This is a genomic window from Paraburkholderia ginsengisoli NBRC 100965, from assembly GCF_000739735.1.
Taxonomy (GTDB): Bacteria; Pseudomonadota; Gammaproteobacteria; order Burkholderiales; family Burkholderiaceae; genus Paraburkholderia; species Paraburkholderia ginsengisoli.
This window is the reverse complement of the sequence record NZ_BBJF01000005.1, coordinates 570,807-586,388: the sequence shown is the minus strand read 5'-3', so window position 1 is coordinate 586,388 and position 15,582 is coordinate 570,807. Positions and strand designations below refer to the sequence as shown.

The 15,582-nt window shown below is 63.8% G+C and carries 11 protein-coding genes; 4 read left to right on the top strand and 7 right to left on the bottom strand.

Annotated features, from left to right (window positions below; all coding sequences use genetic code 11):
- Positions 1–76: 76 nt before the first annotated feature.
- A complete protein-coding gene (locus BGI01S_RS11835) occupies positions 77–2,224 on the bottom strand; it encodes a hybrid sensor histidine kinase/response regulator (RefSeq protein WP_042325476.1) in 2,148 nt (715 codons plus the stop codon).
- A 346-nt stretch (positions 2,225–2,570) separates the two neighbouring features.
- On the opposite strand from BGI01S_RS11835, the gene BGI01S_RS11830 reads away from it, so the two are divergent.
- Together BGI01S_RS11830 and BGI01S_RS11825 are read left to right on the top strand one after the other, a co-directional pair.
- Complete coding sequence (locus tag BGI01S_RS11830; RefSeq protein ID WP_042325473.1) at positions 2,571–4,136, top strand: apoptosis inducing factor family protein; 1,566 nt, start codon at positions 2,571–2,573, stop codon at positions 4,134–4,136.
- 67 nt (positions 4,137–4,203) lie between these two features.
- A complete protein-coding gene (locus tag BGI01S_RS11825) occupies positions 4,204–4,386 on the top strand; it encodes a hypothetical protein (protein WP_042325472.1) in 183 nt (60 codons plus the stop codon).
- A gap of 137 nt (positions 4,387–4,523) precedes the next feature.
- On the opposite strand, the gene BGI01S_RS11820 is transcribed toward BGI01S_RS11825, so the two are convergent.
- The 3 genes from BGI01S_RS11820 to glgX all read right to left on the bottom strand — a co-directional run bounded on the left by BGI01S_RS11820 (position 4,524) and on the right by glgX (position 9,473).
- Complete coding sequence (locus BGI01S_RS11820) at positions 4,524–6,566, bottom strand: AI-2E family transporter (protein ID WP_042325470.1); 2,043 nt, start codon at positions 6,564–6,566, stop codon at positions 4,524–4,526.
- A 315-nt stretch (positions 6,567–6,881) separates the two neighbouring features.
- Positions 6,882–7,076, bottom strand: a complete 195-nt coding sequence (locus tag BGI01S_RS11815) for a DUF2934 domain-containing protein (RefSeq protein ID WP_042325468.1) — start codon at positions 7,074–7,076, stop codon at positions 6,882–6,884.
- Positions 7,077–7,259: 183 nt separating this feature from the next.
- Positions 7,260–9,473 (bottom strand): glycogen debranching protein GlgX, encoded by a 2,214-nt coding sequence (gene glgX, locus BGI01S_RS11810; RefSeq protein WP_042325466.1) that lies wholly within the window; start codon positions 9,471–9,473, stop codon positions 7,260–7,262.
- A 353-nt stretch (positions 9,474–9,826) separates the two neighbouring features.
- Here glgX and BGI01S_RS11805 point away from each other — a divergent pair, with 353 nt between their 5' ends.
- Positions 9,827–10,231, top strand: coding sequence for a PRC-barrel domain-containing protein (locus BGI01S_RS11805; RefSeq protein ID WP_174447400.1), 405 nt, complete (start codon positions 9,827–9,829; stop codon positions 10,229–10,231).
- A gap of 254 nt (positions 10,232–10,485) precedes the next feature.
- On the opposite strand, the gene BGI01S_RS11800 is transcribed toward BGI01S_RS11805, so the two are convergent.
- The 3 genes from BGI01S_RS11800 to BGI01S_RS11790 all read right to left on the bottom strand — a co-directional run bounded on the left by BGI01S_RS11800 (position 10,486) and on the right by BGI01S_RS11790 (position 14,171).
- Positions 10,486–10,947, bottom strand: a complete 462-nt coding sequence (locus tag BGI01S_RS11800) for a response regulator (protein ID WP_042325464.1) — start codon at positions 10,945–10,947, stop codon at positions 10,486–10,488.
- A 462-nt stretch (positions 10,948–11,409) separates the two neighbouring features.
- Positions 11,410–13,092, bottom strand: coding sequence for an ATP-dependent DNA ligase (locus BGI01S_RS11795; protein WP_042325462.1), 1,683 nt, complete (start codon positions 13,090–13,092; stop codon positions 11,410–11,412).
- Positions 13,089–14,171, bottom strand: coding sequence for a ligase-associated DNA damage response exonuclease (locus BGI01S_RS11790; RefSeq protein WP_042325460.1), 1,083 nt, complete (start codon positions 14,169–14,171; stop codon positions 13,089–13,091). The genes BGI01S_RS11795 and BGI01S_RS11790 overlap by 4 nt, the downstream gene beginning before the upstream one ends.
- Before the next feature lie 306 nt (positions 14,172–14,477).
- On the opposite strand from BGI01S_RS11790, the gene BGI01S_RS11785 reads away from it, so the two are divergent.
- Positions 14,478–15,380, top strand: a complete 903-nt coding sequence (locus BGI01S_RS11785; protein ID WP_042325457.1) for a YihY/virulence factor BrkB family protein — start codon at positions 14,478–14,480, stop codon at positions 15,378–15,380.
- Positions 15,381–15,582 lie beyond the last annotated feature (202 nt).

Genomic DNA, 15,582 nt, shown 5'->3' with positions numbered 1-15,582 from the left:
GCCGGATACGCATGCCTCGGATTCTTTTCAGCAAGGGCTATGCCGCGAGTCATGAAACGTTTCGAACACGCCGCGCTTACGGTTCGCAAGCCACCAGCGCGTGCAGTTCGTCGATATTGAACGGCTTCGCGAGAATCGCCACGCCGAGCCGTCGCGCGCGTTCGAGTTCGTCCGCGTAGCCGGTCATCAGCGCGATCTTCTGCGACGGCCACGCGCTGCGCACCTTCTCCGCGAGGTCGATGCCGTTGAGCTTGCCGGGCATCTGGATGTCGGACAGCACGAGTTCGAAGCGCGCGCCTGCGCTCAGCACGTCGAGCGCCTGGTCGGCGGTCGGTTCGTGACGCACCTCGCAGCCGAAGGTCTCCAGCACCGCCGTCACGCCCGCCGCCACGTCCTCGTTGTCCTCCACCAGCAGCACGACGCCGGCCGGCGTCGGTGCCGGTTGCTGCTGCGCTTCGACAGCCGCGGTCGCCTTGCGCTCACGGTGTCGTGGCAGATACAGCCGCACCGTGGTGCCGCTGCCCGGCACGCTGTCGATTTTCGCGGTGCCGCCCGCCTGCTCGCACATCGACAGCACCTGCGCGAGACCGAGGCCAGTGCCCGAGCCGCGCAGCTTGGTCGTAAAGAGCGGCTCGAACGCGCGCCGCGCGACCGCGTCGGGCATGCCCTCGCCGTCGTCGGTACACGAGATCAGCACGTATTCGCCATCGGGCAGCAACGTGTCGCTGCCGACAAGGCGATTGTTCTGGCAGCGAATCACGAAGCGGCCGCCGCGCGGCATCGCATCGCGCGCGTTGACGGCCAGGTTCATGATGGCGAATTCGAGGTCGGTCGGATCGGCGAGCACCGGCCACACGTTATCGACCATGTTCAACACGAATTCGACGTTGTCGCCGAGCGCCGCATCGATCAGCGGCGCCGCCGCCGGCAGCCAGCGCGCGAGGTCCACCTGCTCCTGTTTGAGCGGCTGCTTGCGCGCGACGCTCAACAGACGCCGCGTCAGCGATTCAGCGGACGCGGTCGCGCGCTCCACCGCGAGCACTTCCTTTTCGAGGTTGTTATAGCGCTTGAGGCGCGCGAGCTCCATATTCGCGGCGACCACCATCAGCAGATTGTTGAAGTCGTGTGCGACGTTCGCGACCAGATTGCCGAGCGCGCCCATGCGTTGCAGTTGCCGGCTCGATGCTTCGGCGGAGAGCCGCATCGCGACTTCGCCTTGCCAGCGTTCCCACGCGCGACGCTCGCCGGCGAGTTGCCGCAGCGAGTAGAACACCAGCAGCCAGATCGCGATGCAAGGCACCGCCGTCAGCGCGGCGATCAGCAGGAAATGACGGCGCCATGCGTCGAAGATCGCCGAGGTCGCATAAGCGCTCACCACGTACAGCGGATAATCGCCGACCCGGCGAAACGCGAGCAGTCGCTCGACGCCGTCCACCGTCGAGTTCAGACGGACGTGCCCGAACAGTTGCTTGTCGCGCAACGCGGCGGTGAAGGCGCTCTGCGAAGTCGGCTTCGCGCCCGCCGGCCACGGCGGATAACGCACCAGCACGCTGCCGTCCTGACGATACAGGCCGAGTACGAGCGCCGGGTCGCCCTCGGTGAGTTCGCGGTAGAAGCGCGAAAAGTACTGGTTGCGCAGCGCCACCGTGACCACGCCGAGGAACTGTCCATCCGCGCCCGAACGGCCGGTTGCCGTGGTGAACACGTTGGTCTTCGACAGCGGCCCGAACATCGGCAGCGAGAAATACGGCTGCGGTCGCATCGCCTTCGCGGACAGGAAGTCTTCACGCTGCCCGATCGACATCGCCGGCGCGGGATACGCGAAGCTCGACACCAGCAGGTCGCCCTTCGCGCCGAGCAGATAGATCGACGAGACCTGCGGAAAGTCGCCGCCGATTTCGCGCAGGCGGTCGTGCAATTCGGTTTCACGCGAACGGATTTGCGCATCGTCCGCGTTGCCGAGCATTTCGACGATGCGCGAGGCCATCTGCTGGTTGAGGTCCAACACCTTGACGGCCTGCTCTTCGGTCACGCGCGCGAGCCGGTCGATCATGTTGTTCGAATCGGCGATACGGCGCTGATAATCGAAATAGCCATAGCCCACGAGGCAGGCCAACGGAAACGCGATCGATACGGCCAGCACGATCAGCAGCATGCGCCGGGTCGCCGCGAAGTTGCGCGACGGCATCGGGAAATCGACTGCAACACGTTCCGCACGCTGCACGGCACGATCTCCATGAAATTGAAAACGGTTGAAAAACGCAATGCTAATGCGCGTCTTACACGCGGATTGCACGCGATGTGTCGCGCATGTGTTCGAGCGCTATTTCCCTGTGTCCGGAATTTACCGCACTTCCGCCGTTCCTCCAAAGCGAGTTGGTCCGCAATCACCGTTGCTGCACGAGCGACACGACGGGCACATGGATTGCTGACGCACTGATACGCAACGCGTTAGCGTGGATGTTGCGGCGCGGGCGCGCAGCCTGCGCGCTTCGCAAGTCGACACCGTGACCGTTGCCTGAATGCACACCAACGCAAGCCGAATTCACTTTTTCCACGCGAGACCGACCATGCCTACGACTGCCCGCCGCGTCGCCCAGCTATCGCAATTGCGAGCGGATCGCGCCGAGCGCGTCGAGGTGGACGGCGAAAAAATCCTGCTGGTGCGCGACGGCGAGACGGTCCACGCGTATGCCGCCGACTGTCCGCACGCGGGCGGCCCGCTCGAAGAAGGCGCGCTTTGCAACGGCCGGATCATCTGTCCGTGGCACAAGGCGAGCTTCGACGCGGCCACCGGCGATCTGCTGGAGCCACCCGCGCTGTTCGCGCTCGACCGCTATCCGGTCACGGTAGACGGCGACGCCGTGATGGTGACGCCGCAAAAACTCGCGCAACCTGTGACCGGCGCGAAGTCTCGCGAACCGCATTACGTGGTGATCGGCGCGGGCGCCGCCGGTGCCGCCGCCTGTGCGACGCTGCGCGAATGCGGTTTCGCGGGTCGCGTCACGTTGATCGGCGAGGAAGCGCATGCGCCCTACGATCGCACTGCGCTGAGCAAGTTCGTGCCGTCGTTCGAGATGACGCCCGCCGACGTGCCGCCGCTTCTCGCGCCGGAATGGCTGGAGCAGAACGGCATCGAGCGGATCGTCGCGAAGGTCGCGCGGCTCGATGTGCCGGCGCGAACGATTCATTTCGAAAGCGGTGACCCGCTGACCTACGACACCGCGTTGCTCGCGACTGGCGGTGTGCCGAAGCTGCCCGATATTCCCGGTTGCGAACTCGGCGGCGTGCATGTGTTGCGCTCGCTCGACGATGCCGCCGCGCTGATCGACGCGCTCGGCGACGATGCATCGGAAACCCAGGTGGCGATTCTCGGCAGCAGCTTCATCGGGCTGGAGACGGCCTCCGCGTTGCGCAAGCACGGCACGCAGGTGACCGTGATCTCGCCCGACAAGGTGCCATTCGCGAAGCAGTTCGGCGAACGCGCGGGCGCGATGTTTCGCGCGTTGCACGAAAGCAATGGCGTGGTGTTCCATCTTGAAGCGAAGGTCGCGTCGCTCGAAGGCGAAGAAGGCAACGTGCATCAGGTGATGCTCGAAAGCGGCGAGCATGTCGCCGCCGACGTGGTGTTGTTGGGCACGGGCGTTTCGCCGGCGACCGGTTTCGTCGAAGGCTTGCCGTTGCAGAAGGACGGCGGCGTGATCGTCAACGCGGGCATGCAGGCCGCGCCGGGGCTCTACGCGGCGGGTGACATCGCGGTCTTTCCATTACACGAGAATCAGGAGCCGTTGCGCGTCGAGCATTGGCGCGTCGCGCAACAGCATGCGCGAATCGCCGCGCAAAACATGTGCGGCGCGCGCAACCGCTATAACGGCGTGCCGTTTTTCTGGACCTATCACTATGGCAAGCGCTTCGAATATCTCGGCCATGCGAACGAGTGGGACGAGATCGTCGTCGATGGCGAACTGGAGCGTCAGCAATTCGTCGCGTTGTATCTGAAGGACGGCATGGTCGCCGCCGTGCTCGCCTGCGAGCGGGAAGCGGACACCGCGCGTTTGATCGACGCGATGGCGCAGGGCCTATCGCACGCGCAAGCGCTCGCGATGCTCGCCGACGAAACGTGCGCTGCGCGATAGCGCTTGATAACGGCCATTCGCGCGCGCTGAATTAAATTTGATTTGATTACCTCAAGGAGAAGCCGCTATGACGACACATAAGGAAAAACACCCGAACGCCGACAAGAGCGAAAAGCAGATCGACAAGGAAGTCGAGGACAGCTTTCCCGCCAGCGATCCGCCTTCCACCGGCGGCACCACCAAGATCGTGCCGGACAAGGACGCGGCCGCGAAAGAGAAATCGCAGGGTGGGAAGTCGGCCGGTCACTGAGCCATCGGCCTGACGGTTTGACTGTTTGACGTTGGGTTTAACACAATACGTGTGAATTGCCCGCCGGCTTGCCGGCGGGTTTTCTTTGCGCGGGCCGATGCGCTCAGCCGTTCGTTTCGTGACAGTGCGTCAGCGCTTCAGCCGGCCACCGTCATCGCCGTCTCCTCCTGCGCCACGTGCGCCGCATCGATGCGCCGGCAAGCCGCCAGCACTTCCTGCAAAGAGCTCGCATAACACTCCGCGCCCATCGCGCTTTGCAGGTCGGCGCTCCACTTGTCCGTGTCCTCCTGCGCCCATAAGCCGACCACGATCGACACCTTCGGCAGGCGCGCGCGAAGCCGCCTGACCAGATAGCGCAAATGCGACGGGATGCCGTCGATCTGCAAATAGAAAATGCAGACGATCCCGACGTCGTCCGCGTCGAGGGTATCGATCGCCGCGCGCGACGCCGCTTCGTGCGGCAACGAGCGCGCCTCGAAGCCGTGCTTGCCGAGCAACTGCAACAGGATCGTCGTCGCCAGCGGATCGAGCGGGCCGCGTCCGGGAATGCACAATACGCGGCTATTTGCAGGGTTAAATGCCGAAGCGGGGTCAGCGATCACGTCGGCGGCAGTTCGGGTCGGCGGGCCTATCGGGCCTACCGGCACGAGTACGCGTGCGCTCGCTGGCCTGGGCGGCGGCGTCTGATCCTCCGGCGCCATCGGCCCTACGGCGCCCCAGTCGTCCTCCACCGCAAGCGGAACCGGTGCGCGGTCCTCGTAGCCGTCGAGCCCGTCGACCAGGTCGTTGGTGGTCGCCTCGATGCGCGCGAGTTGCGGCGCGGTCACGCTGCCGCGCATCACGTCGTTCGCCGCGAGTTGCAAACCCTTGATCGCCACCTCGTCGTAGTACGCCGACAATGAGCGTTCGCGCAGCAACGCTTCGGCCTGCTCGATCGCTTCGTCGGGGTCGCCAGCCAACGCGCGCTGGTAGAAGTTTTCGATCGGCGTCAGCGCGGGCTGATCGCCTAGCAATACGTCGAGAAACTCCAGACGCCTCACATGACGGCCGAGTACCAGCAGGCACAGCGTCAGCGGCGTCGACAGAATCAATCCTATCGGCCCCCAGATCCAGCTCCAGAAGATCGCGGCCACCACCACCGAAAACGGCGACAGTCCCGTGCTGCGTCCGTACAGCAGCGGCTCGACCACCTGCCCCACCAGCAACTCCACGGTGACGAACAACGCGAGCGACCAGATCGCCATCTCCCAGCCGGGACTCACGGCGGCGGCGAGCGCGGTCGCGAGCGTGGCCGAAATCCAGATGCCGACGTACGGCACGAGCCGCAGCAACGCGGCGAGGATGCCCCACAGAATCGGACTCGGCACGCCGATCAGAAACAGCCCCGCGCCGATCACCACACCGACGCCCGCGTTCAGCCCGAGCTGCGAGACGAAGTAACGGCTCAGACGCCGCGCGGCTTCGTCCATCACCGTAGTCGTGCGGTGCAGGTCGCGCGAGCCGAACAGGCGAATCGCGCGGTCGCGCAGATCGTCGCGTTGCAGCAGGATCACGACCATCACGACGAAAACGATGAACGCGGTTTCGAGCGGACTGATCGCCGGCGACAGCACGCGCCGTGCGAGTTCGAATGGCGTGGGCACCGGTTCCCGCACTTCGACGGGCACCGCGGCCTGCGTATGCGCGCCGGCGGCAGCCGACTTGCCGTGAGACGCGGCGGAGTCGGCGGGCTGTGACGGCTCGACGGTGGCGCGCTGCAACGCCTGGCCCGCCGCGCCCGCGATGCGGTTCAGCTTGCCGATCGTCACGCTGTGCACGGCCTCCATCTTGTGTTCGATAGTCACCTGATAGCGCGGCATGCCGGCGGCAAGATCGGTGAGTTGCGTGGCGATCAGCGCGCCCAGCATCGCGATGACGGACACCGAAATGAGCACGGCCGCGAACACGGACGCGACGTGACCGAGTTTCAATCGGGCCAGCGCATCGACCAGCGGCGCGACGAGAAAACTGAGCAGGATGGCGAGCGTGATCGGAATCAGCACGGCGCTCGCAAAGTACAGACACGCCACGACCGTGACACCGACACCGAGCGCAATCAGCCCGTCGATGCCGAATGCGGCCGGCGGCGCCTGAATGCGCGTGGCGGGCCTCGTGCCACGCGGGTCGGGTATGTCCTTCATTTCGCGGCTCTGTGGGGTTGCATGGGTTCCATCCGATCAGACGCGACAGTCGCTCGGAATCGTCCGGACTGCACACGCCGATGGCATCGCGGCCTTCATGTCGCGAGAGCATCGGCGTTGCATCCGCGGCGGTACTTCGTCGACGCTGCGTCGAGGGCGTGCTGCTGATTGCTTCGACACCGACGGTTCGATGACGTGGGTACAAACGCAACGCACGGCACCGGTGCGGCTTTCATCCGACTGTCGTCGCGCACCGCGTTTTTACGCGTGTTCGAGGCGTGTTTTACGCGTCGAAAGCGCGGGGCAGTTACCTGCTTATTGCGCAGGGCCTCCCGGAATCGGCCCGCTTTCGACCGGCGGCGCTTCCTTCTCTATCTCCGCACGCGCCTGCTCCCAATACTCGTCCGGCGTGCCCTTGGGGTCCGTGGCCTGCTCCCACAGGTAGTAGGCGCGCGTGCGAATCTGCTCGTCCTGAGCGGTGGATGCCTGAGCGGTTGATTCCTGTTCCATTTGATCACCCCTGGTTAGAGCTTGCGAAGATCGACATCGGCTGTGACACGCGCGCGCCGCGTTGCAACGCGCGCGCAGTCATAGCCCAGCGAGCAAGCCCTATACCTGGTGAACTGCCTGCTAGCGCTGCCGCTCAAGCTCGATGCCGGCTTGCGGCCGGGCTCGATGCTTCATCGCCACTCGTCAGGATTTGGCAGACGGTTCGCTCTCATCCGTCGTCAACTGCTCCTCCAGCCGGTCGAACACGCGCTGCGTCGCGCGGCTCGGCGCTTCGAGCGCGAACAGCAGCAGCGAGCGCCCCGTGACCTGGTACGCGTCGTTGGCGCTGAACTGCGGCAGCTCCGCTCGCACCGGCATGTTCGTGTCGAGCAGGCAGGTCCAGTACTCGCCTTCGGGCAGATCCGGCAGCGTGAAGTTGACGACGTCGTGATGCGCGTTCAGCACCAGCAGCAAGGTTGCATCGGAGGCGAGACGGCGGATGCCGCTCGCCTGCGCGCGTCCGTCGATTACGAGGCCGAAGCAGCGCATCGACGCGTCGTCCCATTGTTCGGGCGAGATATCCGTGCCGTCGGGCGAGAGCCAGCGTGTCTCGGTCACATCCAGCGCTTCGTTGTATTCGCCGGTGAGAAAGCGTCCGCGCCGCAGGACCGGCAAACGGTGGCGCAACGTCGTCAGATTTTTCACGAACTCGATGAGCGCGCGGCCGTCGTCGTCGATCGCCTCCCAATTGACCCAGCTGATCTCGTTGTCCTGGCAATACGCGTTGTTGTTGCCCTTCTGCGTGCGGCCGAACTCGTCGCCGGCGAGCAGCATCGGTGTGCCTTGCGACAACAACAGCGTGGCCAGCAGATTGCGTTTCTGGCGCTCGCGCTGCTGACGGATTTCGGGGTCGTCGGTCGGGCCTTCGACGCCCATGTTCCAGGACTTGTTGTCGGAGTGGCCGTCCTTGTTGTCTTCGCCGTTGGCCTCGTTGTGCTTGTCGTTATACGACACGAGATCGTTCAGCGTGAAGCCGTCGTGCGCGGCAATGAAGTTCACGCTGGCCCACGGGCGGCGGCCGCGATGATTGAACCGGTCGCCCGAACCGGTCAGGCGCGTGGCGAGATCGGCGACCTTGCCCTCGTCGCCCTTCCAGTATTCGCGCACGGTGTCGCGATAGCGGTCGTTCCATTCGGCCCAGCCCGGCGGAAAGCCGCCCACCTGGTAGCCGCCGGGACCGCAATCCCACGGCTCGGCGATGAGCCGCACGCTGGAGAGAACCGGGTCCTGCCGGCAACTGTCGAGGAAGCCGCCGCCCTCGTCGAAGCCGTGAGTTTCGCGGCCGAGAATCGTCGCGAGGTCGAAGCGGAAGCCGTCGACCTTCATTTCCGTGACCCAGTAGCGCAGGCTGTCGGTCACCATTTGCAGCACGCGCGGATGGGACAGGTTCAGCGTGTTGCCGGTGCCGGTGTCGTTGATGTAATAGCGCGGCTGGTCGGGCATCAGGCGATAGTACGACGCGTTGTCGATGCCCTTGAACGAGATCGTCGGGCCGCGTTCGTTGCCTTCGGCGGTGTGGTTGTAGACCACGTCGAGAATGACTTCGAGATCGGCCTGATGAAAGCGGTCCACCATTTCCTTGAACTCGCCCACCGAGTCGATCGACGACGCGAAGAAGCGCGGATCGGCCGCGAAGAAGCCGATCGTGTTGTAGCCCCAGTAGTTGGTGAGACCTTTGTCGAGCAGATAGCTGTCGTTGACGAACGTCTGCACCGGCATCAGTTCGACCGACGTCACGCCGAGACTGCGGATGTAGTCGAGCACGACCTGCTGCCCGAGTCCCGCGAATGTGCCGCGCAGATTCTCTGGCACGCCCGGATGAAGCTTCGTGAATCCGCGTACATGGGCTTCATAAAAAATCACGCGCTCCCACGGCAGCGCATTGCGTTCGGGATGGCTCCACGAGAAATTCGCGTCGACCACCTTGCACTTCGGCACGAAAGGCGCGCTGTCGCGCTCGTCGAACGACAGGTCGCCCTCTTCCGAATCGAGCGTATAGCCGAATATTTCCGGCGCCCATTTCAGTTCGCCGATGTGCGCTTTCGCGTACGGGTCGAGCAGCAATTTGTTCGGATTGAAGCGATGGCCTTTTTCCGGTTCGTACGGACCGTGAACGCGGTAGCCGTACACGGCGCCCGGCTTCAGATTCGGCACGAACACGTGCCACACCTCGTCGGTGTACTCCGGCAGCTCGATACGTTCGATCTCGTTCTCGCCGGTTTCGTCGAACAGACACAATTCGACCTTGGTCGCGTGCGCCGAGAACAGCGCGAAGTTGACGCCGCTTCCATTCCATGTCGCGCCGAGCGGAAAAGGCGTGCCTTCCGAAATGCGTGTCGAGTACGTGGTCTGAGACATAGTAATTCCTGTGGAAGCAAGAGGCGCTTGCGCGCGTGTTTGAGTGTAATCAGTGAATAGTCGATGCAAGAAATCCGTGTCGGCGGTGCGGGTTCCACCGCAATTTGCGCATGTCGGCGTCGCACAGCAAGCTCGCTGATTTAGCAAATTCTGGACCCGAGGGTAGCCGGCGTGCGTTTGCGGCGGCGCCGGCGATGGCCTGGCGCGCGGCGCGACTCAGTCAACTCCGCGACCTAAGCGCGGCACAACAATTGCAGCCTGCAGGTTGAAAGCTGACCGGTGTGGGCTTGCCCGGTTGCAATGAGTCCCGCGTCAGCGTGCCGAATTTTGCCGAACACAACAGGGAGAACATCATGCGCAAAATGCACATCAAGCCGCTTGTCGCCACCGCATTGCTGCTGACGGCGTTCGCGTCGTACGGCAATGCGTATGCTCAGGGCGCGCCTCAGGCGATAACGGAAAGACGCACGGACGTGGTTCAGCTCGCGAGTGGTTACCGCGCGTCGAAGCTGAGCGGCGCCGACGTTTACAACAAGAACAAGGACACGATCGGCACGCTGGACGATCTGATCGTCTCGCCGGGCGGCGACCGGGGCACGTACGCGATTCTGTCGGTGGGCGGCTTTCTCGGCATGGGCAAACACCTGGTCGCCGTACCGTTCAACGACTTGCAGATCAACAACCGTCGCGTCGTCCTGCCGGAAGCCACCAAAAAGTCGCTAGAAGCGTTGCCGGAGTTCAAGTACGCACCCGAGTAAGCGATACGTGGTGGATCCGCCGGGTTGCGCTGTATCCAGCGGTGACTATCGCTTCGCGACTTCATAAATCGTCCGGTCGCAGGTTTGTTTCAAACGTGTGACCGGCCGCATGCTTGCCACGCAAGTACGTAAGCACGGAGTGCGGAACCAGGCAGAGAAACAGCGGAATTTTCGGATGGAACGGAAATGACAACCAGGCATGAAGCGCATTAATGCAGCGCATTAAAACCGCCGTTCAACATGCACCACGATGCTTACGGCGGTCCGTCCACATGCAACGCCGCCGCCGATTCGAGCACGCGCAACAGACGCTCGGGCGTCAACGGCTTCGCGCAGTGCGCGTCGAAACCGGCAGCCTTGGCGCGCACGCGGTCCTCGCGTGAAGCAAACGCCGTACAGGCAATCAGCAGCATATGCGCGGTCGCCGAATGCGCTCGCAGACGACGCGCCAATTCGAGGCCGTCCAGTCCCGGCATCTTGATGTCCAGCACGACAGCGAACGGCTGCCAGTCGCGGGCCATGTCGCACACGGCAAACGGATCCTCCAACGCACGGCACTCGAAGCCGTCGGCGTCGAGCAATATCTGCAGTGCATCGGCTGCTTCCCGATAATCGTCCACCACCAGCACCCGACGATGCGAGGCCATCGCATACTGGATAGGCCGCCACACCACGACGTCGTCGTTCTCGTCCATACCGTCGTCGAACGTCACCATCTTCTCCTTAGCTTTTCCCCGTGCTGCGGATTGCGCACCTCGGAACACGCGCGCAAGATCCGCTCCTACTACGCGCATAAAGGCCCGCATTGGCCAGGCAAGCGCTTCGAATGTGGGCGCTCGTCGCCGTCGAGGCGCCGCGCCACAAGGCTTACGCGCAATCCCGCGCGACCACGCAATCGTCTCATTCGACGATTCGATCTAGCCGGTCTACGCATACATCCAATGATCCACCGTGCGCTCCGTCGATAAAACGCACTTGCCTCGTGCACTTCGCCCCTGGCGCGTGCATCACACGAAGCGTCTGATTCCGGTTGATCCAATCGACTGATGCCAGGTTGCTGCCCTACGAAAATTCGAAGTGCGTTTGTGGCGCACGTTGACAGCCTCGGCATATACACAGAATAAGCGAGGAAACGCGCCGAAAAAGAGGCAACGTTTTAGGGGTTTGCGCTCAGCGGGTTATCCCGCACGATCATCGATGAAGCCTTTCAGCATCGCCAGCGTATCGGCATCGTCGATGTGTTTATCGGTGCGCCAGCGCAGCATGCGTGGAAAACGTACCGCGACGCCCGACTTGTGACGCGGACTCGCCTGGATCCCTTCGAAGCCGATTTCAAACACCAGCGTCGGCGTCACGCTGCGCACCGGGCCGAACTTTTCGATCGTGGTTTTGCGGACGATTGCATCCACATGACGCATCTCTTCATCGGTGAGACCGGAATAGGCCTTGGCAAAGGGCACGAGAGTTCGCACGCCATTCGCTTCGTCCCACACGGCGAAGGTGAAGTCGGTATAAAGACTCGCGCGACGGCCATGACCGCGTTGCGCGTAAAGCAGCACCGCGTCGACGGCATAAGGATCGATCTTCCATTTCCACCACGTGCCCGAGGCCTTCGTGCGCCCCACTCCGTACATCGATTCGCGCTCTTTCACCATCAGACCTTCCACACCGCGCGCGCGGCTCTCTTCGCGCAATGTCGCGAGCGTCTGCCAATCCGCTGCGCTGACGAGCGGCGACACGCGCAACAGATCGCGCGCCAGCGTGCCGTCGACCGCATGGGCCAGCGCATCGAGCCGCGCGCGACGCTCGGCAAGCGGCGTCGTGCGCAGATCCTCGCCGTTCGCTTCGAGCAGATCGTATGCCAACAGCGTGGCGGGCGAATCGGCGAGCACTTTTTTTGTCAGCGTTTTACGGGCAATGCGCGGTTGCAGTCGCGCGAACGGCAAGGGCGCGATGGCGCCCGGCTCCCACGCGAGAATTTCGCCGTCAATCACGCAACCGTCAGGCAAGGCCTCGCCCAATGCGGCAACCTCGGGAAAGCGATCGGTGATCAGATCTTCACCGCGCGACCACAACCACACGCGGCCGCCACGTTTGACGAGTTGCGCGCGAATGCCGTCCCATTTCCATTCGATCAGCCAATGTGACGGATCGCCGAGCGTCGTCGGATCGGCCTGCAACGGATGCGCGAGAAAGAACGGATACGGCAAGCCGAGATCGCTGTCGCGTTGCTCATACGGATGCTCGCCGGACTGTGTGTCGTCACCTGCCTCCGGCGCGATCAGACGCAGATAGCGCGCCGCGTCCGGCTTCTGTTGCGAATCGGTCCAACCGACCATGCGTTGCGCAATCCGCTTATGATCGACACCCGCCACTTCCGCCAGCGCTCTGACCACCAGTTGCCGCGCAACGCCAACGCGAAATCCGCCACCGATCAGTTTGGTCAGCAGAAAGCGTCCGCCCCAATCGAGTTCGTCCCAGTAGCTGAGCAGGCGCGTGCGCAACTCTTCCGGCGCGACGCCGCGCAAAGTCAGCACACGCTGCTCGATCCATTGCGTGAGGCCCAACTCGGACATCCGCTGAGGGGGCGGCAAGATATGCGCGATGGTCTCGGCGAGATCGCCGACCGCGTGATACGACTCTTCGAATAACCAGAGCGGCAAGCCGGCGCGCTCGCGGGCAATCTCGCTCAGCAGCCGCGTGGGCACCGATTGACGCGGCTTGCCGCCGGCGAGGAAATACGACGCCCACGCGGCATCCTCCGGTTCGGCCACGGCGAAATAACTGGTGAGCGCTTCGAGCTTGTCGTGCGTGGACGTGGTGGCATCGAGCGCGGTGTAGAGGGCGGCGAAGCGTTTCATGCGCTGCTCGCCTCCGTCGTTTCGTCGGCGCCCGCTGCATCGGCTTCGATGGTATCGTCGCCGTATTGCGTGTCGAACGCGCCGGCTTCGAGGCCCTGCTCGCGCAACCATCGCACCATCGGCTCGACCGAGCCATGCGTGACGATCACGCGTTGCGCGCCCGTCGCGTGAATCGCGGTTTGCAGGCTCGGCCAATCCGCATGATCCGACAGCACGAAGCCACGATCGACGCCGCGTCGACGACGCGCGCCGCGCAAACGCATCCACCCCGACGCGAACGCGTCGCTATAGTCGCCGAAGCGTTTGAGCCACGCGCTACCCTGCGCGGACGGCGGCGCCACGATCAGCGCCTGGCGGAACACCGCCTTGTCTTTAGCGGCTATTTCTCCCACGAGACCCACCGGCGGCAAGCGCACGCCAGCCTCGCGATACGCGCGATTGAGCGGCTCCACCGCGCCGTGGCAGAAGATCGGCCCGATCGCCGCATCGACGCTCGCCAGCACACGCTGCGCCTTGCCGAACGAATAGCAGAACAGTACCGACGCGCGTCCTTCGGCGGCATTGTGACGCCACCATGAATCGACGCCGTCGAATACGACTTGCGGCGAATCCCAGCGATAGATCGGCAGGCCGAAGGTCGACTCGGTGATGAAGGTATCGCAACGCACCGGCTCGAACGCATCGCAGGTCGGATCGGCGTCGAGCTTGTAGTCGCCCGATGCGACCCACACGCGTCCCGCGTGTTCGATCCGCACCTGCGCAGAGCCCAGTACGTGCCCGGCCGGATGCAGCGACACCGTCGTGTCGCCGATCGCCAGACGCTCGCCATACGCTAGCGTCTGCAACGAAATGCCCGGCAGGCGCGACAGCAATACGTTCGCTCCCGCTTGCGACGCAAGATAGTGCCGATGCCCGAAGCGCGCGTGATCGGAGTGGGCGTGCGTGATCACCGCGCGCTCGACCGGCCGCCACGGATCGATATAGAAGTCGCCCGCCTCGCAATAGAGCCCCTCGGGACGCGCAACCACAAGGTCCGGCACGGACGACGTGATGTTCGATTGAGGTTCCGGCAGGTTCATCGGCCAAGGTCCTGAAGTGCGGCGAGCGGTGGTTGTTGAACTTTGATGATGAGAGGACGCGCCGACATGTGGATCGCGACATGTCGCTTCATGCTGACACATGCTTGACTGTGCGCGAGGTCTGCTTACATCGGCCTGCACGTGAAGCAAACTGCATTCCTGGCTCGGAGTCGCCGGGTCGCAGCGTGGCGCCGCTGCCGAAACCGCGCAGGATGTGGCTGCGTTCTTGCTTACGGTATATAAAGCAAGCAGGCGCGTCGACACGGCTGCCAACCGGCAGGCCCCCGACCCGCACCGCGAGGCCCCATGCAAATCATCCTCGATCCGCACGCGCTGTATATCGCGAAACATCCCGGCCGTTTCATTCTGCAGACACTCAAGGCGTTCCGCGCGAACCAGGGTTTGCTGCTCGCGGGCGCGGTCGCGTATTACGCATTGCTGTCGATCGTGCCGCTGCTGATTCTGATCGTCATCGCGCTGTCGCGGGTGGTGCCGCAACATCTGCTGCTCGCATCGCTCGCCCATCTGCTGCGCTGGCTGGTGCCCGGGCAGTCGAATGCGCTGGTGCAGGAGCTGGCCAATTTTCTCGACCATCGCGCGGTGATCGGCTGGGTGCTATTGCTGACGATGATCTTCTTCAGCTCGCTGGCCTTCACCGTGCTCGAAAACGCGATGTCGCTGATCTTCGTTCACCGCGTGGTGATCCGGCGGCGGCACTTCCTGATCTCGGCATTGCTGCCGTACTGCTACATTCTTTTTCTCGGCGTCGGACTGCTGATCGTCACGTTCGTGTCGAGCGCGCTGGAAACCCTGGGCGCCGAGGGGATCCAGTTCTTCGGCCTGCACGTGTCGTTGCAAGGGCCGTCGCGCGTCGCGCTGTATCTGCTGGGACTCGCCGGCGAAATTTTCGTGCTGACCTCGATATATCTGGTCATGCCGGTCGGGCGGCCGTCGTTCAAACATGCATTGCTGGGCGGCGTGGTCGCGGCCGTGTTGTGGGAGATCACGCGGCACGTACTGGTCTGGTACTTCGCGACACTGTCGCAAGTCAGCGTGGTGTACGGCTCGCTGACCATGGCGATCGTGCTGCTGCTCAGCCTCGAATGGCTGGCCACGCTGCTGCTGTTCGGCGCTCAGGTGATTTCGCAATACGAACGATTTGGACGCGAGCCGCTGCAGGCACCGCAACCGAAAATCGAAACCGGTTGAGTCCGCGCTCGCCAATCCGCAATGCTGCATACGTGACGCGCCGCCTCATGAAGAACGCAAGCGTGCCGTGACGCGTGCAACGCGCATGCCGCTCGCCGGCCCTCCGCGCCTCCGACTGGGTTCGACAGCGAGACTGCGGTAACATCACAGACGCCCGGCCGGCCAGAGCGGGCGCCTTCGCCGCCTCATCCCGGCAGACCTC

What these genes read in the sequence shown, in the direction of transcription:
- BGI01S_RS11795 (WP_042325462.1), bottom strand. Translation starts at nt 13,092, where the DNA reads ATGAAACGCTTCGCCGCCCTCTACACCGCGCTCGATGCCACCACGTCC.
- glgX (WP_042325466.1), bottom strand. Translation starts at nt 9,473, where the DNA reads ATGTCTCAGACCACGTACTCGACACGCATTTCGGAAGGCACGCCTTTT.
- BGI01S_RS11830 (WP_042325473.1), top strand. Translation starts at nt 2,571, where the DNA reads ATGCCTACGACTGCCCGCCGCGTCGCCCAGCTATCGCAATTGCGAGCG.
- BGI01S_RS11820 (WP_042325470.1), bottom strand. Translation starts at nt 6,566, where the DNA reads ATGAAGGACATACCCGACCCGCGTGGCACGAGGCCCGCCACGCGCATT.
- BGI01S_RS11785 (WP_042325457.1), top strand. Translation starts at nt 14,478, where the DNA reads ATGCAAATCATCCTCGATCCGCACGCGCTGTATATCGCGAAACATCCC.
- BGI01S_RS11805 (WP_174447400.1), top strand. Translation starts at nt 9,827, where the DNA reads ATGCGCAAAATGCACATCAAGCCGCTTGTCGCCACCGCATTGCTGCTG.
- BGI01S_RS11800 (WP_042325464.1), bottom strand. Translation starts at nt 10,947, where the DNA reads ATGGTGACGTTCGACGACGGTATGGACGAGAACGACGACGTCGTGGTG.
- BGI01S_RS11825 (WP_042325472.1), top strand. Translation starts at nt 4,204, where the DNA reads ATGACGACACATAAGGAAAAACACCCGAACGCCGACAAGAGCGAAAAG.
- BGI01S_RS11815 (WP_042325468.1), bottom strand. Translation starts at nt 7,076, where the DNA reads ATGGAACAGGAATCAACCGCTCAGGCATCCACCGCTCAGGACGAGCAG.
- BGI01S_RS11790 (WP_042325460.1), bottom strand. Translation starts at nt 14,171, where the DNA reads ATGAACCTGCCGGAACCTCAATCGAACATCACGTCGTCCGTGCCGGAC.